The sequence below is a fragment of the Streptomyces sp. NPDC104096 genome (genome assembly GCF_055584385.1).
This window is the reverse complement of the sequence record NZ_JBVJMD010000042.1, coordinates 18,519-35,137: the sequence shown is the minus strand read 5'-3', so window position 1 is coordinate 35,137 and position 16,619 is coordinate 18,519. Positions and strand designations below refer to the sequence as shown.

The following is a 16,619-nucleotide window of genomic DNA, read 5'->3' as shown; positions in this document are numbered from 1 at the left end:
GGTGACGTCGACGAACGCGGCGAACAGGGTGAGCGCCGAGCGGACCGGCCGCCGTGTCGAGGAGGTGCTGGACCGGCTGGCGGCCACCGGGGACCGCGCCGCCGCCGAGGCGGCCGAGGAACTCGTCCGATCCCTCATGGACTTCTACGGGGCCGGACTGGCCCGGATCGTCCGGCTGCTGTCGGCGGGCGGGAGCCGGCCCCCCAGGGGCGAACCCCTGGCGGCCCTGCTCGGCGACGAACTGGTGGCGAGCCTGCTCGTCCTGCACGATCTGCATCCCGAGGACCGGGACACCCGTATCGCCCGCGCCCTGGACAGCGTCCGGGAACACGCCCTGGAGGTCGCGGACTTCGACGAGGCGACCGGCACGCTGGAGCTGCGGTCCACCGAGGCGGACCCGGGCTGCGGCTGCGCCGCCGGCGCCGGGTCCGCCCGGCAGGCCGTCGAGGACGCGCTCGCCTGCTTCGCGCCGGAAGTGCGGGCGGTCGACATCCGGACCGCCCCCGCGGGACCGCCCCTGCTCCAGATCGGCAAGAGCCCGAAGAGCGCCCCCACGGCGGCGAAGACACCATGAGCGCACCCCACGATCCCGTCCGGACGCCCGTCCGGCCCCCGGTCCCTACCTCAGGCCGAGCCCCGGAACCGGCCGCCCCGCGCGGCTCCGGCGGTCTGCGCAGATTCCTGACCGAGCGGCCGCCCCGCCCCGAGCGGTGCGAACTGTGCGCGGTGGCGGTGCCCGAGGAGGACCACCGCCACCTGGTCGACATCGAGAAGCGGGCCCTGGTCTGCGCCTGCACCGGCTGCGCCCTGCTGATGGAGCGGCCGGGCGCGGCCGCCGGCCGCTTCCGCGCGGTCCCGGACCGCTACCTCACCGACCCCGACCACCACCTCGACGAGGCCGCGTGGGAGGCGCTCCAGATCCCGGTCGGCGTCGCCTTCTTCTTCCGCAACGCGGCGCTCGACCGGCTGGTCGCCCTCTACCCGAGTCCGGCCGGGGCCACCGAGAGCGAACTCGAACCGGCGGTCTGGACGTCCGTCCTCGGTGACAGCCGCATCGCCGGACTGCTCGAACCCGACGTGGAGGCCCTGCTGCTGCGGCGCGTCCACGGCCGGTGCGAGAGCTACCTCGTACCCATCGACGTCTGCTACGAACTGGTGGGCCGTATGCGGCTGTTGTGGCAGGGCTTCGACGGCGGGGCCGAGGCCCGCGCCGCCCTGGACACCTTCTTCGCCCAGATCGCGCTCCGTGCCAGGCCGGTGGGCCAGGCCGAGGCGCACGCGACCGAGGCGCCCGCGGCCGATCCGTGCACGGCCGATCCGTGCGCGGCCGAGGCGGGCCGACCGTGACGGAGTTCTCGTTCGCCTGCACCGGCGTACGCGCCGACCGGTACGCCGCCGGGCCGACCCTCGTCTTCCGGCTGCGGGTCACCGCGTCCGGCGGCGACCGCGTGCACGCCCTCGCGCTGCGCTGCCAGATCCGTATCGAACCCGCCCGGCGCGGTTACGAGCCCGCCGAGGCCGACGGCCTGAAGGACCTCTTCGGCGAGCGCTCGCGCTGGGGAAGCACCCTCCAGCCGGTGCAGTTCGCCCAGGTCCCGGTGATGGTGCCCGGCTTCACCGGCGAGACCGAGACGGATCTCGTCGTGCCCTGCACCTACGACCTGGACGTCGCGGCGAGCCGCTATCTGGACGCGCTCGACAGTGGCGAGGTCCCGCTGCTGATGCTCTTCTCCGGCACGGCGTTCACCGGGGCCGGAGGATTCCGGGTCGAGCCCGTGCCATGGGACCGGGAGGCGTCCTTCCGGATGCCGGTCACGGTCTGGCGGGAGATGGTCGAACAGCACTTCCCCGGCTGCGGCTGGATCCGGCTGCCCCGCGACACCATGGACGCGCTGCTCGCCTACCGCTCCCGCCACGCCCTGCCCTCCTGGGAGGCGACCCTGCGGGCACTGCTCGACGACAGCGCGACCGCCCACCCACCTGGCACGGACCCGACCCGCACGGACGGATTCCGTCCGGACGGCTTCCGTACGGACACCCTTCCCGCCGATCCGTTCGCGGCGCTGACCCGAAGCACCGGAAGGACCGCCCCGTGACCGTGACCGCCTTCACCCCGGCCACCGAGGAACGGTTCGCCCTGGCCCGGCAGGTCGCCGACGCCGTCCTCTTCGAGGGCTATGTGCTCTACCCGTACCGCGCCTCGGCGGCCAAGAACCGGCTGCGCTGGCAGTTCGGGGTGCTGGTGCCGCCCGCCTGGGGCGCCGAGTGCGAGGAGCACGAGTTCCAGCACACCGAATGCCTGATGGAGCCGAGGACGGGCGCGACCCTCTCGGTCGAGCTGCGCTTCCTGCACGCCCGGCGGCGGACCGTGCAGCGGTCGACCCCGGACGGCGGCTTCGAGACGGTTCCCGAACTGCGCCTGGAGGACCGGGTCCTGGTCCCCTGGGACGAGGGAGCCGAGGAGCACGTCGAGGTCGTCGCCGCGGTGGACGACCTCCTGGGCGACGGCGTCACGGCCCCGTTCACCCGGCCCGCCCGCGAGGAGACCGAGCCGGTCCTCGACGCGACGGGCCGCACCGTCGGCCGGCTGGTGCGCCGGTACGAGCGGGTCGACGGCGTCGTACGGCTGTCCGCCTGCGAACTCGACGGCCCCTACCGGACGCTGCGGCTGACCGCCGTGGTCGAGAACACCAGCACCTGGACGCCCCCGGACGGGCGCACCGCCGACCGGGACACCGCGCTGCCGCACTGCCTGGTCGCCGCCCATCTGCTGATGGGCCTGAGCGCCGGGTCGTTCCTGTCCATGACGGATCCGCCGGAGTGGGCGAGGGGCGCGGTCGCGTCCTGCCGCAACCTGCACACCTGGCCCGTGCTCGCCGGCGAACCGGGCCGCGCGGACCTGGTGCTGTCCTCGCCGATCATCCTGGACGACCATCCCGCGATCGCCCCGGAGAGCCCGGGAGCGCTGTACGACGCCACCGAGATCGACGAGATCCTGGCGCTGCGCACCGCCGCCCTCACCGACGAGGAGAAGCGCGAGGCCCGCGGGACGGACGAGCGGGCCGCCGCGGTCATCGACCTGGCGGACTCGATGCCCCCCGAGGTCCTGGAACGCCTGCACGGCGCGGTACGCGGCCTGCGCGAGGTGACCGGTCCCGGACCGGCGAACCCGGTCGGCGCCGCGGGTCCGGGATTCCCGGACGAGTTCGGCGTGCAGCGCCAGGACACACCGTGGTGGGATCCGGCGAGCGACGCCGGCTTCGACCCGGCACGCGACCGCGTCGTGGTGGAGGGCCGCTCGCTCGGCGCGGGCAGCCGCGTGCTGCTGCGCCCCGGCCTGCGCCGCACCGACGCCCAGGACCTCTTCCTCCAGGGCCGCAGCGCCAAGGTCGAGGCGGTGCTGCACGACGTGGACGGCGCGGTGCACCTGGCCGTCACGGTGGAGGGCGACCCGGGCGCCGACATCCGCCGTGAACAGGGCCGGTACCTGTACTTCCAGCCCGACGAGGTCACACCGCTGGAGGACCCCGCATGAGCCGTACGAGCGCCTCCACGGACCTGACCGGCGCACCGGACGGCAGGGTCCTGGTCGCCGGCATCGGCAACATCTTCCTCGGCGACGACGGCTTCGGGGTCGAGACCGTGCGCGCGCTCACCGGCAGCCCACTGCCCGACCGCGTCGAGGTCGTGGACATCGGCGTACGGGGCGTGCATCTCGCGTACCAGGTCCTCGACGGCTACGACACCCTGATCCTGGTGGACGCCACCCGGCGCGGCGAGGCACCCGGAACCCTGTACCTGATCGAACACGACGGCGCGGCCGGAGAGGCGGCGCCGCCCGGTGCCGCGCTCGACGGGCACCGCATGACCCCCGACACCGTGCTCGCGCTGCTCGGGACCCTGTGCGCCGGAACCGGCGGGAGGCCGCCCCGGCGCACGCTGGTGCTCGGCTGCGAACCGGCCTCGGTGGAGGAGGGCATCGGCCTCAGCGCACCGGTGGCCGCCGCCGTACCCCAGGCCGTCCGGCTGATCGAAGAGTTGCTGCGGGCCGACGAGCCGGGAGAGTCCGCGCCGCGGGCCACGGTCGGCGAAGCCGCGAAGTGAGGAGACAACCATGCTGAAGACCCTCGTCTGTGGCGCGGCAGCGGCCGTCGTCGCCGCCGTCCTCGTGCAGTCCCTGCCGGACATCAAGCGCTACCTGCGCATGCGCAGAATGTGAGCCGTGGCCCTCCCGGCCGGTCCCCTCCTGGTCGGCCGCCGGGAGGGCACGGCGCGCGTTGCGGCGAACGGCGTACCCGCCCGGCCGACGACGGCGCGCCGGTCCGCCGCCCCCGGACGGCTCCTCTGTAATGAGGACGGCGGACGCTCCGTACGACGGGCCGGTCGACCCTCTGCCGGTCGGCGGCGATCGGCGCGGAACGGGCCGGGCCAGGACGGAGACCCGATGCACGAGATGTCCATCGCGCTGGCGGTGATCGGCCAGGTGGAGGAGGCGGCCGAGCGGGCCGGTGACGTCACGGCCGTGCGCTCGGTACGGCTCCTGGTGGGCGAACTGGCCGGTGTCGTGCCCGACGCCCTGGCCTTCTGCTTCGAACTGGCCTGTGCCGGGACCGTACTCGAAGGCGCCGAACTGGTCACCGAGACGGTGCCGGGACGGGCCCGCTGCGCGCCCTGCGCGCACGAATGGGCCGTCGGCATGCCGCCCCTGCTGAGCTGCCCGCAGTGCGGCGGAGCCGGTACCGACCTGCGGGCGGGCCGTGAACTGCAGATCGCCGGCGTGCACTGGGAGGACGGCACGACGCCCGCACCAGCCCGCGAACCGATCCCCGAGGAGCGCTGAACCATGTGCCGCGTGGTCGACCTGAAGCAGGCCGTACTGGCCAAGAACGACGCGAGCGCGCAGACCCTGCGCGCCGAACTGACCGCGCGCGGGACCGCGGTCGTCAACATCCTCTCCAGCCCCGGCAGCGGCAAGACCGCCCTGCTGGAACGTGAGCTGCTGCTCGCGCGCGAGCGGTCGGTGCCCGTCGCGGCGCTCACCGCCGACCTCGCCACCGAGAACGACGCCGTACGGCTCGCCCGCTCGGGCGTACCGGTCAAGCAGGTCCTCACCGACGGGCTGTGCCACCTGGAGTCCGCGATGCTCGCCGGGCACCTGCGCGGCTGGCTGCTCGACGACACCCGGCTGCTCTTCGTGGAGAACGTCGGCAATCTCGTCTGCCCCGCCTCCTACGACCTCGGCGAGACGCTGCGCGTCGTCCTCGCCTCCGTGACCGAGGGCGAGGACAAGCCGCTGAAGTACCCCACCGCCTTCGGCCTCGCCCAGCTGGTGGTCGTCACCAAGACCGACCTCGCCGAGGCCGTCGACTTCGACGAGGCGGCGTTCCGCGCGCATGTCGAGCGGGTCAATCCCGGCGTCGAGGTCGTGCTGACCTCCGCGCGGCAGGGCCGGGGGGTCGGCGCCATGCTCGACCGGGCGCTGGCGGCGGCGGACGGCGCGCCCCCGCACGTCCCGGTCATGGCCCGCGCCGCCGACGCGCACACCCACGCCCATGCGCACCCGCATGCGCACCCGCTTCCGGAAGGCCACACGCACGAGCACCCGCCCGGCCACAGCCACGGCCCGTCCGGCACCCACGCCCACGCCCGTTCCGACGCCCACGCCGACGCCGTTCCCCGCACCCACCCGTGAGCGCACCACCGTCCGCGCCCGCGCTCGCCGGTGACCGGCCGCAGCGCCGCCGCGTCACCGTCCGCGGAGTGGTCCAGGGCGTCGGCTTCCGGCCCTACCTCTACACCCTCGCCACCGCGCTCGACCTGACCGGCCATGTCACCAACACCCCGGAGGGCGTGGTCGCCGAGGTCGAGGGGACGCCCTCGGCGGTCGCCCGCTTCTGCGAGCGGATCGCCGCCCAGGCGCCACCACTGGCCCGGGTGGAGTCCGTCCACCACCAGGAGGTGCCCGCCACCGGCGGCGGCGCGTTCACCATCCTGGCCTCCCACACCGAAGGACCCGCCCGCACCCTGGTCTCGCCCGACACGGCCACCTGCGCCGACTGCCTGCGCGAACTGGCGGATCCGGCCGACCGCCGCCACCGCCACCCGTTCGTCAACTGCACCCACTGCGGACCGCGGTTCACGATCGTCACCGGTGTGCCGTACGACCGGGCCCACACCACCATGGCGGACTTCGCGATGTGCGCCGACTGCGCCCGGGAGTACGCCGATCCGGCCGACCGCCGCTTCCACGCCCAGCCGGTCGCCTGTCCCGCCTGCGGACCCCGGCTGCGCCTGCTCGTCCCGGCCGAGACACCCGGCGGCCCGCCGCGGCCCGCCACCGGAGCGGACCCGGTGGCCGACGCCCGTGCGCTCCTGGCGGCCGGAGCCGTCCTCGCGGTGAAGGGCCTGGGCGGCTACCACCTCGCCTGCGACGCCACGAACCCCGACGCGGTCGCGACGCTGCGCCGCCGCAAGGACCGCGGCGACAAACCGTTCGCCGTCATGGCGCGGACGGTGGACGACATCGCGCACCTCGTCCGGGTGGGCCCCGAGGAGCGGACCCTGATCGAGGGCCCCGCCCGGCCCGTCGTACTGCTGCGCCGACGCCCAGGGCCCGACCCGCAGTCACGGGCGGGCGAGGTGCGGCCGGCCGCCGCCGTCGCGCCCGGCAGCCCCGACCTCGGCGTGCTGCTTCCCTACACGCCCCTGCACCAACTGCTGCTCGGCCTGCCCGGCGATCCCGACGGACCCCGGCTGCTCGTCATGACCAGCGGCAACGTGGCCGGTGAGCCGATCGTCACCGACGACGCCGAGGCGCTGCACCGGCTGGCGCCGCTGGCCGACGCCTGGCTCACCCACGACCGGCCGATCCAGGTGCCGTGCGACGACTCCGTCGTACGGATCTGCGACGGCGCACCGCTGGTGATCCGGCGCGCCCGCGGCTACGCGCCGCTGCCCGTGCCGCTCCCGGTGCCCGTACGGCCCGCCCTCGCCGTGGGCGGCGACCTGAAGAACGCGTTCTGTCTCGGCGAGGGCCGCAGGGCCTGGCTGTCCGCGCACATCGGAGACATGGACGACCTGAGCACCCAGCGGGCCTTCGAACGGGCCACCACACACATGGAGTCGATCACCGGGGTGCGGCCGGAACTGCTGGCGGCCGACCGGCATCCCGGCTACCGCTCGGCCGGCTGGGCCGATCGCAACGCGCGCGGGCGGACCGTCGTACGCGTCCAGCACCACCACGCCCATATCGCCGCCGCGATGGCCGAACACGGGCTGGACGGCGGCCGCCGGGTGATCGGCGTCGCCTTCGACGGCACCGGACACGGCGACGACGGCGCGGTGTGGGGCGGCGAGATCCTGCTCGCCGACTACGACGGCTTCACCCGGTTCGGCCATCTCGCCCATGTCCCGCTGCCCGGCGGCGACACCGCCGTACGCCGCCCGTACCGCATGGCGCTCGCCCACCTGCGTGCCGCCGGCCTCGCCTGGTCGGACGACCTGGCCTGCGTCGCCGCCTGTCCGGCGGACGAACGACGGGTGCTGGAGCGGCAGTTGGAACGCGGACTGAACTGCGTCCCCACCTCCAGCATGGGCCGGCTCTTCGACGCCGTGTCCTCGCTCCTGGGGGTGTGCCACCGGGCCGGTTACGAGGCGCAGGCGGCCGTCGAGCTGGAGGCCGCCGCCGTACGGGCACCCGAAGAGGACACCACCGCCTACGCGTTCGCGCTGCGCCCCGGGATGCCCGACTCCGGCCCGTACGACGGCGGCCCGCGCGCCGGGTACGACGGCGGTACGGACGGCGACGGGGCGCTGCACGCCGATCCCGCGCCCGTGCTCGCGCGCGTCGTCGAGGAGTTGCGGGCCGGCGTGGACACCGCTGCCGTCGCGGCCCGCTTCCACCGGGCGGTGGCCGCCCTCGTGCACGCGGTCTGTGTCCGGGCCCGGGCCCGGCACGGGCTCGACACGGTCGCCCTGACCGGCGGGGTGTTCGCCAACACGCTTCTTTCGACGGCCTGTTCCGCCGCGCTGCGCGCGGACGGCTTCACGGTCCTGCGCCACCGCCTGGTCCCGCCCGGCGACGGCGGACTGGCGCTCGGCCAGCTCGTGGTGGCCGCCCGCGCCAGGGCCCGGCCCCACGACACCCACGGGTGACCGTCCGGCCACCCGCACCGTCGGCCGGACAACCGCCCCTCGGCGCCGGCCGACCGACCGACAGCACCGGACGACTGCCCCGGCAGCACCGGGCGACGCGAACGACCCACAGCGAGGAGAGGCCCATGTGCCTGGCGGTACCCGGCCGAGTGCTGGACATCGAGGAACGCGACGGCACCCGGATGGCCAACGTCGACTTCGGCGGCGTGGTCAAGGAGGTGTGCCTGGAATACCTGCCCGACCTCCAGGTCGGCGAGTACGCCATCGTCCACGTCGGGTTCGCCCTGCAACGGCTGGACGAGGAGTCGGCGAAGCGGACGCTGGAGCTCTTCGGCACCCTCGGCATGCTCCAGGAGGAGTTCGGCGACCCCTGGGAGGCGGCGGCGGGCGCGGCCGCCCCGACCGAGGCCGGCGGCCACGTCATCGAGGAGACGCGGAAGTGAAGTACATCGACGAGTTCCAGGACCCCGAGCTGGCCCGCAGGCTCCTCGACGACATCCACGCCACGGTGACCAGGCCGTGGGCCCTGATGGAGGTGTGCGGCGGACAGACCCACACCATCATTCGCCACGGCATCGATCAACTCCTGCCGGAACAAGTCGAATTGATCCACGGACCGGGCTGTCCCGTCTGCGTCACCCCGCTGGAGGTCATCGACAAGGCGCTGGAGATCGCCTCCCGCCCCGAGGTCGTCTTCTGCTCCTTCGGCGACATGCTGCGGGTCCCCGGAACCGGACGCGACCTGTTCCAGGTGCGCGGCGAGGGCGGCGACGTACGCGTGGTCTACTCGCCGCTCGACGCGCTGCGGATCGCCCGGCAGAACCCGGACCGCCAGGTCGTGTTCTTCGGCATCGGCTTCGAGACGACCGCACCGCCCAACGCCATGACGGTCCATCAGGCCAGGAAGCTCGGCATCCGCAACTTCAGCCTGCTGGTGTCGCACGTACGGGTGCCCCCCGCCATCGAGGCGATCATGCGCTCCCCGAGCTGCCGGGTCCAGGGCTTCCTCGCCGCCGGTCACGTGTGCAGCGTGATGGGCGTGGGGGAGTACCCGGAGCTGGCCGAACGCCACCGGGTGCCGATCGTCGTCACCGGCTTCGAGCCGCTCGACATCCTGGAAGGCGTACGCCGTACCGTCCGCCAACTGGAGCGCGGCGAACACACCGTGGACAACGCCTACGCCCGCGCCGTCCGCCCCGAGGGCAACGCGGCCGCCCGGGCCATGCTGGAGGACGTCTTCGAGGTCACCGACCGCGCCTGGCGCGGCATCGGCGTCATCCCCGACAGCGGCTGGCGGCTGTCCGCGAAGTACCGGGCCTACGACGCCGAGCACCGGTTCGCCGTCACCGGCATCCGCACCCTCGAACCCGAGGAGTGCCGCAGCGGCGAGGTCCTCCAAGGACTGCTCAAGCCGCACGAGTGCGAGGCCTTCGGCACCCTGTGCACCCCCCGCACCCCGCTCGGAGCCACCATGGTCTCCAGCGAGGGCGCCTGCGCCGCGTACTACCTCTACCGGCGACTGGACATCCCCACCGCTGCCCGGGAGGCGAGCCCCGTTGTCTGAGATCACCCTCGACCCCGAGACCTGGTCCTGCCCCGCCCCGGTGCGCGAGCGGCCCCGGATCGTCATGGGCCACGGCGGCGGCGGGGCGCTCTCCGCCGAGCTGGTGCGGGACGTCTTCGCGCCCGCCTACGGCGGTGAGGCCCTCGCGGGCATGGGCGACGCCGCGGCGCTCACCCTGGGCGGCGTACGGCTGGCGTTCTCCACCGACACCTTCGTGGTGCGGCCGCTGTTCTTCCCCGGCGGCAGCATCGGCGACCTGGCCGTCAACGGCACCGTCAACGACCTCGCGATGAGCGGCGCCCGGGCCGCCTACCTCTCCTGCGGGTTCGTCCTGGAGGAGGGCGTCGAACTGGAGGTGGTCGACCAGGTCGCCAAGGCCCTGGGCGCCGCGGCGCGGGCCGCCGGCGTCGAGGTGGCGACCGGCGACACCAAGGTGGTGGAGGCGGGCCACGGCGACGGGATCTTCGTCAACACCGCGGGCATCGGGCTGATCCCGGCGGGCGTGGACCTGCGGCCGCAGCGGGTCGTGCCCGGCGATGTCGTCATCGTCAGCGGCGGGATCGGCGTCCACGGGGTGGCGATCATGAGCGTCCGGGAGGGCCTGGAGTTCGGCGTGGAGCTGGAGAGCGACTGCGCGGCGCTCGGCTCGCTGGTCGAGACGATGCTCGCGGTCACCCCGGACCTGCACGTGCTGCGCGATCCCACCCGCGGCGGACTGGCGGCCGCGCTCAACGAGATCGCGGCGGCCTCCGGCACGGGCGTGGTCCTCCGGGAACGCGACCTGCCCGTCCCGCCGGCCGTCGCCAACGCCTGCGCCATCCTGGGCCTGGACCCCATGTACGTCGCCAACGAGGGCAAGCTGGTCGCCTTCGTCCCGCGCGAGAGCGCCGACGCGGTCCTGGCGGCGATGCGGGCCCACCCGCTGGGCGCGGACGCGGCGGTCATCGGGGAGGCCGTCGAGGAACACCCCGGAATGGTGGTGGCCCGCACCCCGCTGGGCGGCACCCGCGTGGTCGACCTGCCGATCGGGGAACAGCTGCCGCGGATCTGCTGACGCGGGCCCGCCGTCACCGGGTGGCGCCCGGCCGCCGAGGGGCCACCCGGTTCCGCGCTCCCGCGCGCGGACGGCGGGTACGTGACCTCGTGTCGCAGCGGTGTCGCGAGGGCCGGGTCACCCGCGCGCCGGCACCGCGGGAGCCGGGCGGGCGCGCACCCAGCCGAACACCACCACCGAGCACAGGGCCGCGAGGGCGCACCAGGTCGAGACGAACTCCAGGCGCCACAACGCCCAGCAGACCGCCGCGCCGACGCCGACCAGGACGCCCAGCACCAGCAGCCGCCGGTCGCCGGACAGCAGCAGCGAGCCCACGGTGGCCAGGAGGTAGCCCGCGACGAGCACGGGCGCGTGGGCCAGGCCGAGCGCGTAACCGACCGTGTGACCGCGGATCTCGGCCGTCACCGTCCCGGTGGCCAGGGCGTACGCGAGCGCCGTGGCGGTGAGGACCCCCGCGGCGAGGGGCAGGAGCAGGCGCCGACGGGCGGTCGGCGAGGCGGCGCACAGCACCGCGACCGGCATCCACAGCGCCAGGAGGGGCATCGCGATGACGGCCCAGACGACCGTTGCGGGTCCGCCGCCCCCGCCCGAGTGCCAGACCACCGCCTCCACGAGCTGATGCGCTCCGAGCAGCAACGGCAGCGCTGCCAGCGGCAGTTCCCGGACGTCACGCACCCGCGTCACACAGGCCGCCCCGACCGCCGCGACCGCGGTGCCCGCCACGAGGTCGGCCGTCGCGCTCCAGCACATCAGGCCACTCCGGCTTCGTCGTCGGGTCCGTGCACTTCGCCGCAGGCCACGCTGTGTCTCTCCCCGGTGGAGGCGGGGGCGCCGCTGACCGGCGGCCCCGAGGATGATTGGCTGGCCCAGGCCACCACACCACAACCCGGCGCCGCCGGACCGCAGGAGGACCTCGCCACCATGAGCAGCCCCTACACGTACGAGTACAAGGTCGTCACCTTCCGGGAGTCGCTGATCGGCGACGCGCTGGACAGCGACAAGCTGGAGAAGGTTCTGAACAAGCACGCCGAGGACGGTTGGGCCCTGAAGGCCATCACCTCGGCCGACGTCAAGGGTCGCATAGGCCCCGGCGCCGTCGAGGGACTGCTGCTGACCTTCGAGCGTCCGCGCGGCTGACGGCCTCTGGAATCAGGGCTGTCGGACCAGGCCCGGCGGTCGGCGTGACGTCCACGCCGACCGCCGACCGTTCCGCGCCTGACGCGTATTGACGGGACGTCAGTCTCGTTCGGGGGCGAACGGACCGTCGGCGCCGAAGGCCAGCTCGGCGAAGCGCTCGCCGATGCGCCGGTGGGCGGCCGGGCCCGGATGCAGCAGGTCGGGCAGCGGCAGCTCGGTGAAGTCCGCCTCGCCGTACAGGTCGAGACCGTCGAGATGGTGCAGATGAGGGTCGTCGGCCGCCCGCGCGGCCGTGATCCGGGCGAGTTCCTCCCGGATGACCCGGAGCGTCAGTTTCCCGGCGGCCCGCTCCGCGGGATCGCCCGCCGCCCGGAACGTCATCCTGCCGTCCTGGAAGTCCGGGAAGGTGGGCCCCGGTGTGTCCTCGTGCAGGGGGCAGTGGATCGGGGAGACGACCAGCAGCGGGGTGTCCGGGTGCCCCTCGCGGACGGTGTCGAGGAAGCCGTGGACCGCCGGGGCGAAGGCGCGCAGCCGCATCAGGTCGGCGTTGACCAGGTTGATGCCGATCTTGACGCTGATCAGGTCGGCGGGGGTGTCGCGCAGCGCGCGGGCGGTGAACGGGTCGAGCAGGGCGCTGCCGCCCAGCCCCAGGTTGACCAGCTCCACACCGGCGAGGGAGGCGGCGAGTGCGGGCCAGGTCGTGGTGGAGCTCTCGGCGTTGGAGCCGTGGCTGATCGAACTGCCGTGGTGCAGCCACACCTTGCGGCCCCGGTCCACCGCCGGCTCGACGGGCGCGTCCGTGCGTACGGCGATCAGTTCGGTGATCTCCGTGTACGGCAGCCAGATCTCGACGTCCTTCGCGCCGGACGGCAGTTCGCCGAACCGGACGCTGCCGACCGGGCCGGGCCGGGTCTCCCGGGTGCCGGTGGTCATGTCTACGCTCAGTACGTTCCCGCCGGTCGCGACGGCCCGTCCGGCCGGACGGCCGTCGACGAGGAGGTCGTACACGCCGTCCGGGCGGGAGGGCAGGCCCGGGTACTCCATCTTGGTCGGCAGCACGTCCAGCTCGACGGCGGTGGCCCGGGTCCGGAAGACCAGCCGTACGCCGGACGGTTGCGCCTCCGCCATGGCGAGTTGTTCGTCGGAGCACTGCGCGCGGGCGCGGGCGGGCAGCCGGTGCGGCAGCAGGCCCCGCTCGGTGCGCTCCAGTTCGAGGGCACCGCGTACGAGCTCCGCGGTGACAGGTGTGGTGATCCAGTCCGTCGCCCGCCCTGCCGGGGCGGATCCGGTGAAGTCGTCGCGCTCGGTGGTCATGATCGCAGCGTGCCAACCGGACCCCCGCTTTCGCAAATGCCCCGCCCCGGCGATCCGCCGTCGGAGCCCGCTGGAGCCCCGGCCGCCGGCTCGCGGGCTGTCTCGGCCGGCTCGCCACCTCCGGCTCGATCCGCATGAGAGAGCCGGGCATCCACGTCATTGTCATTGCTCGTGCTGCCCTCACCCGGTAAGGTGCCGATCTTCGGTCGGCGGAAGCCGTACGGAGTTCTCGAAGGCCGGGCACATCATGCATCTCGCCGACCATCCCGCACGCCGCCGCCTCAGTGCCGCGCTGGACAACCTCGCCGTCACTTTCCGCGATACGACCGCGCATCCGGACGAGCACAACTGCGAATGCCACTGGGGGAGTTCGGAGGAACTCGCCCTTCTCGAAACGCCGAACGCGGAGCTGGAGCCGGATCTCCTGCGCCGGACCTGGCAGGCCATCGACTGGACCGATCACGCGGCAGTGCTGCGCCGCATACTGCCGCAGTTCGCCACGGCACTGGTCGCCGGTCGCGTGGAGCCCCTGTTCGGGCTGGAAGGGGCCGGGCACTCCTTCGCCCGCGGCCGCTGGCAGCGGTGGCCCGACCATCAGGCCGGCCCCGTACGCGAGTTTCTGCATGCCTGGTGGGTACAGAGCCTTACCGACCCGGATGCGGTCGTCCCGGCGCGCGAGGTCCTCGCGATGTGCGCCGAGGCTTCCGGAACGCTCGGGCCGTGGCTTGCCGAATGGGAGCAGCGGACCGGTCACCTCAGCGACCGCCGTCTCGCCGAGACGGCGGCGGAATGGGAGTACGAGCTCCTGGGGGACAGCCTGCCGTGGAGCGTGAGGTGGTACGAGCACGACGAAGAGGAGATGCGCCTCGAACTGGTCGCGTGGCTCCTCGGACACGCTGCGGCACGGCTCCGCGAGTCGGGCGCTTCGACGGATCTGCAGCACCGGATACGGCTGCTCGGTCTCACCGAGGAGGACCGCTGGACGGATCCGCACTGGCCCGGTCACCGCTACTGAAGACCAGCCGACGCGACCTCTCGGCCGCGAAGAGTCGCTCGTAAGGATTCGATCAACAGCCGAAGAAGTGACGCCCCGGCTCGGCTACCTCGGTGGATCTCTGGCACTACGCGTCTGACCAGCAACAATGTTGTTGTCACCTGTCGTCGTTGGTCGTTGCCGGCTTCCCTCGGACGACCCGTGGACGGCCCCGCTCTGGCGCCAGGAGTCTTGTGCCGGCTGCTGTCACCGCTGCGCGCCAGCAAACTCCTGACTCGAGAGGGTGGCGCGGAAGCGATGAGGCTCGCTCACGCGAAGCCGTCGATCACGCTGAACGTCTACACCCACCTGTAGGAGGCGGAGGAGGACCGGACCGCCGACATGATGGAAGCTCTTACCCTCTGCGAGGTGCCGCCCTATCGGCCACGTCATGATGCCGACGCGCCCTACCGAACACCTCATCGTGATTCGTAGGATTGCCCTACCGCCGACGCCGGCAAGGGACGGGGCCGATGCAGACCGATGACATCCTGTGGCAGGCCAACATGGCGTCAGCGGACCGGCCCTGGCGTCGCTGGCTGATGAACACCCTGGGTACTGCCGGATGCGCCACCCTGGCGCTCCTGCTCACAGCGACTGAAGGCGGCGTCGACGGAGTGCTCTTTCGCGTCGCCCTGGTCGGTACGGCGCTCACCTTCGCGGTCTGGGCCTTTCTCCTCGTACGTGACCTCAGGTCGCTGGTCGACGTGCGGGTGACCGGTGGAGGGAAGCAACTGCGGATGACGACGACCGCAGGCCGCGTCCTGACGCGCGCGGCGAACGATGTAGCCCGGGTCAACTTGGTGTACACGCCATGGCGGGACGCCTCGGCCGTCACCCAGGGCGAGCTGAGGCTGGAGCTGCGGCTTCGCCAGGACGTTCTGGGCTACCGCGGTCGATGGTGCGGCACGAGGGCCGAGGAAAGACAGCAGACCGTGGCTGTGTGGCAGCGGGCCTGTCCTGCCGCCACCATCGCGGAGAGCGTCCAATTCAGGACCGAGGGGACCGGGGACTAAGGGCCCTGAGAGTGCCCTCGGGTATGGGGGAAGGGCTGACCTCCCAGCTCAGGAAGTCAGCCGTCCACCAAGTGCGGGGCTGATGCTCTGACCTGCGCCCCTCCGATCGATCGACGCTGTGACCGGGCTGTACTTCGTTGCTGTACGGACTGAACGCCTCAGCAGCCGTGCTGGGGCACCCGTCTGCATGGATCAGATGGCGTCGATCTGCCAGGCGACCACGCCGGTCGAGTCCTTGGCGCCGTCGACATCAATGCGTATCGGCTTGCGTACGGTGATCCGCTGCTGGACCACTGCCTGATCGCACGGCACCTCGGTTTTTGTGCCGGTACTCGCCGGTGTGAACGACAGCTGCGCACTGCCCTCGCCGACGCACACCAGGTCGAGCCTGTAGGTCTTGCCCTCGCTCAGGCTCGGCTCGGTGTGGATGCCGTCGGTCACCCGCTCCGCACCGGCCTCGACCAACCTCCCGCTGTGGACGGCGGCAAGGGCCGCTTGAGCCTGCTCGGTGAGCTTCTGCTCGGAGGACGCGGTTGCCGCCCGAGACCCCTTGGACGCGGGCGACGAGGGAGTTTTGGAGGCCTTACCGTCACCGCTGCCGGACGTGCACGAGCTGAGCAGGACCACCGATGCTGCCACAGCGCATCCGGCGAGCCATGCCCGCGGGCTCGAATAGATCATGACGAGGTCTCCCAACTCTCTCTGCCGTTGACGTCCGTCGTTTGGTCAGCACCTGTCGCGGTGCTCTCCGACGGCACCTCATCGGCGGCTGCGGCACCCGTAGTGACAAAGCAGAGAAGTAAGGCAGTGGCAGCGCCGGTCGCAGCGCGCCTTGAGCCGATGTCCACGCGACACCTTCCTGGTGACCGCCCCCCGGTGGCGATCGAGCACTTGGACACTAAGCGCAGGGCATGCACGTGACATCTACAAGGTCGATGTTCTGAGGAGGACTTGAGGGTTGATGTACGCAAGCCAGCACGCCGTGTGCCCTCAAAGATCAATGCGCTTCCTCACCACATCATCGGCAGGCTCTCCATAGCGCAGCACGACGTGCGCCGGCCGAAACGGGAGCGCGCACAAGCCCGGCTCCATGACCCGGTACAGGGCTTCCGCATCAGGTCCTTAGGCGAAGATCACGACCTCGCCGCCACCGAACTCGTTGCCGTCGACCTCACCGACACCTGCGGCTCCGACCGCGGCCGTCATCGTACGCTCGGCTTCGAAGACCAGCGCCCGTTGATCGGGCTCGCCGAGGTAGCCGCCGCCCAGGTGGAACCGAGCGATCACGGCGTGCTCCGGAGGTGTCTCCGACAAATCAAAATGTGCGTTCTGCATGGCAGCACACTC

19 protein-coding genes are annotated in these 16,619 nt (G+C 72.7%); 15 read left to right on the top strand and 4 right to left on the bottom strand.

The genetic code is table 11. From position 1 onward, the window contains the following. Position 1 precedes the first annotated feature (1 nt). The 12 genes from ACZ60B_RS31460 to hypE all read left to right on the top strand — a co-directional run bounded on the left by ACZ60B_RS31460 (position 2) and on the right by hypE (position 10,772). Positions 2-574 carry a hypothetical protein gene (locus ACZ60B_RS31460; protein ID WP_469393016.1) on the top strand — a complete coding sequence of 191 codons (573 nt, stop codon included), beginning with the start codon at positions 2-4 and terminating at the stop codon, positions 572-574. Beyond that, complete coding sequence (locus ACZ60B_RS31455; RefSeq protein WP_469392939.1) at positions 571-1,347, top strand: DUF5947 family protein; 777 nt, start codon at positions 571-573, stop codon at positions 1,345-1,347. Before ACZ60B_RS31460 ends, ACZ60B_RS31455 begins: the two co-directional genes overlap by 4 nt. Next, positions 1,344-2,096: a DUF6084 family protein gene (locus ACZ60B_RS31450; protein WP_469392936.1), complete on the top strand. Its 753-nt coding sequence runs from the start codon at positions 1,344-1,346 to the stop codon at positions 2,094-2,096. The genes ACZ60B_RS31455 and ACZ60B_RS31450 overlap by 4 nt, the downstream gene beginning before the upstream one ends. Further along, on the top strand, positions 2,093-3,535 hold the full coding sequence (locus ACZ60B_RS31445) for a hypothetical protein (RefSeq protein WP_469392934.1): 1,443 nt from the start codon (positions 2,093-2,095) through the stop codon (positions 3,533-3,535). The genes ACZ60B_RS31450 and ACZ60B_RS31445 overlap by 4 nt, the downstream gene beginning before the upstream one ends. Next, positions 3,532-4,104, top strand: coding sequence for a hydrogenase maturation protease (locus ACZ60B_RS31440; protein ID WP_469392932.1), 573 nt, complete (start codon positions 3,532-3,534; stop codon positions 4,102-4,104). The genes ACZ60B_RS31445 and ACZ60B_RS31440 overlap by 4 nt, the downstream gene beginning before the upstream one ends. 10 nt (positions 4,105-4,114) lie before the next feature. Continuing rightward, a complete protein-coding gene (locus ACZ60B_RS31435; protein WP_469392930.1) occupies positions 4,115-4,219 on the top strand; it encodes a DUF6893 family small protein in 105 nt (34 codons plus the stop codon). A 225-nt stretch (positions 4,220-4,444) separates the two neighbouring features. Then, a complete protein-coding gene (gene hypA / locus ACZ60B_RS31430; RefSeq protein WP_469392928.1) occupies positions 4,445-4,840 on the top strand; it encodes a hydrogenase maturation nickel metallochaperone HypA in 396 nt (131 codons plus the stop codon). Positions 4,841-4,843: 3 nt separating this feature from the next. Continuing rightward, positions 4,844-5,692, top strand: a complete 849-nt coding sequence (gene hypB / locus ACZ60B_RS31425; protein ID WP_469392926.1) for a hydrogenase nickel incorporation protein HypB — start codon at positions 4,844-4,846, stop codon at positions 5,690-5,692. Continuing rightward, positions 5,689-8,154 carry a carbamoyltransferase HypF gene (gene hypF / locus ACZ60B_RS31420; protein ID WP_469392924.1) on the top strand — a complete coding sequence of 822 codons (2,466 nt, stop codon included), beginning with the start codon at positions 5,689-5,691 and terminating at the stop codon, positions 8,152-8,154. The genes hypB and hypF overlap by 4 nt, the downstream gene beginning before the upstream one ends. A 125-nt stretch (positions 8,155-8,279) precedes the next feature. Beyond that, positions 8,280-8,597 (top strand): HypC/HybG/HupF family hydrogenase formation chaperone, encoded by a 318-nt coding sequence (locus ACZ60B_RS31415; protein ID WP_469392922.1) that lies wholly within the window; start codon positions 8,280-8,282, stop codon positions 8,595-8,597. Continuing rightward, entirely contained in the window at positions 8,594-9,718 is a 1,125-nt protein-coding gene (gene hypD / locus ACZ60B_RS31410; protein ID WP_469392920.1) for a hydrogenase formation protein HypD, read from the top strand. Before ACZ60B_RS31415 ends, hypD begins: the two co-directional genes overlap by 4 nt. Beyond that, entirely contained in the window at positions 9,711-10,772 is a 1,062-nt protein-coding gene (gene hypE / locus ACZ60B_RS31405) for a hydrogenase expression/formation protein HypE (RefSeq protein ID WP_469392918.1), read from the top strand. The genes hypD and hypE overlap by 8 nt, the downstream gene beginning before the upstream one ends. A gap of 117 nt (positions 10,773-10,889) precedes the next feature. On the opposite strand, the gene ACZ60B_RS31400 is transcribed toward hypE, so the two are convergent. Next, positions 10,890-11,522 (bottom strand): DUF6629 family protein, encoded by a 633-nt coding sequence (locus tag ACZ60B_RS31400; RefSeq protein ID WP_469392916.1) that lies wholly within the window; start codon positions 11,520-11,522, stop codon positions 10,890-10,892. A 66-nt stretch (positions 11,523-11,588) separates the two neighbouring features. Here ACZ60B_RS31400 and ACZ60B_RS31395 point away from each other — a divergent pair, with 66 nt between their 5' ends. Then, a complete protein-coding gene (locus ACZ60B_RS31395) occupies positions 11,589-11,909 on the top strand; it encodes a DUF4177 domain-containing protein (RefSeq protein WP_469392914.1) in 321 nt (106 codons plus the stop codon). A gap of 99 nt (positions 11,910-12,008) precedes the next feature. Here the strand turns inward: ACZ60B_RS31395 and ACZ60B_RS31390 are convergent, their stop codons facing one another. Next, positions 12,009-13,223, bottom strand: coding sequence for a GDSL-type esterase/lipase family protein (locus ACZ60B_RS31390; RefSeq protein WP_469392912.1), 1,215 nt, complete (start codon positions 13,221-13,223; stop codon positions 12,009-12,011). 247 nt (positions 13,224-13,470) lie between these two features. On the opposite strand from ACZ60B_RS31390, the gene ACZ60B_RS31385 reads away from it, so the two are divergent. Together ACZ60B_RS31385 and ACZ60B_RS31380 are read left to right on the top strand one after the other, a co-directional pair. Next, positions 13,471-14,238: a hypothetical protein gene (locus ACZ60B_RS31385; RefSeq protein WP_469392910.1), complete on the top strand. Its 768-nt coding sequence runs from the start codon at positions 13,471-13,473 to the stop codon at positions 14,236-14,238. Between the two features lie 491 nt (positions 14,239-14,729). Then, positions 14,730-15,272 (top strand): hypothetical protein, encoded by a 543-nt coding sequence (locus tag ACZ60B_RS31380; RefSeq protein WP_469392908.1) that lies wholly within the window; start codon positions 14,730-14,732, stop codon positions 15,270-15,272. Between the two features lie 192 nt (positions 15,273-15,464). Here ACZ60B_RS31380 and ACZ60B_RS31375 read toward each other — a convergent pair whose 3' ends face one another. After that, positions 15,465-15,953, bottom strand: a complete 489-nt coding sequence (locus ACZ60B_RS31375; RefSeq protein WP_469392906.1) for a hypothetical protein — start codon at positions 15,951-15,953, stop codon at positions 15,465-15,467. A 441-nt stretch (positions 15,954-16,394) separates the two neighbouring features. After that, positions 16,395-16,559 carry a hypothetical protein gene (locus ACZ60B_RS31370; protein ID WP_469392905.1) on the bottom strand — a complete coding sequence of 55 codons (165 nt, stop codon included), beginning with the start codon at positions 16,557-16,559 and terminating at the stop codon, positions 16,395-16,397. Positions 16,560-16,619: the final 60 nt, after the last annotated feature.

Excerpts from the sequence above, each read along its gene's own strand:
- ACZ60B_RS31385 (WP_469392910.1), top strand. The coding sequence starts at position 13,471 with ATGCATCTCGCCGACCATCCCGCACGCCGCCGCCTCAGTGCCGCGCTG.
- ACZ60B_RS31415 (WP_469392922.1), top strand. The coding sequence starts at position 8,280 with ATGTGCCTGGCGGTACCCGGCCGAGTGCTGGACATCGAGGAACGCGAC.
- ACZ60B_RS31440 (WP_469392932.1), top strand. The coding sequence starts at position 3,532 with ATGAGCCGTACGAGCGCCTCCACGGACCTGACCGGCGCACCGGACGGC.
- hypA (WP_469392928.1), top strand. The coding sequence starts at position 4,445 with ATGCACGAGATGTCCATCGCGCTGGCGGTGATCGGCCAGGTGGAGGAG.
- ACZ60B_RS31455 (WP_469392939.1), top strand. The coding sequence starts at position 571 with ATGAGCGCACCCCACGATCCCGTCCGGACGCCCGTCCGGCCCCCGGTC.
- hypB (WP_469392926.1), top strand. The coding sequence starts at position 4,844 with ATGTGCCGCGTGGTCGACCTGAAGCAGGCCGTACTGGCCAAGAACGAC.
- ACZ60B_RS31400 (WP_469392916.1), bottom strand. The coding sequence starts at position 11,522 with ATGTGCTGGAGCGCGACGGCCGACCTCGTGGCGGGCACCGCGGTCGCG.
- ACZ60B_RS31390 (WP_469392912.1), bottom strand. The coding sequence starts at position 13,223 with ATGACCACCGAGCGCGACGACTTCACCGGATCCGCCCCGGCAGGGCGG.
- ACZ60B_RS31375 (WP_469392906.1), bottom strand. The coding sequence starts at position 15,953 with ATGATCTATTCGAGCCCGCGGGCATGGCTCGCCGGATGCGCTGTGGCA.
- ACZ60B_RS31380 (WP_469392908.1), top strand. The coding sequence starts at position 14,730 with ATGCAGACCGATGACATCCTGTGGCAGGCCAACATGGCGTCAGCGGAC.
- ACZ60B_RS31435 (WP_469392930.1), top strand. The coding sequence starts at position 4,115 with ATGCTGAAGACCCTCGTCTGTGGCGCGGCAGCGGCCGTCGTCGCCGCC.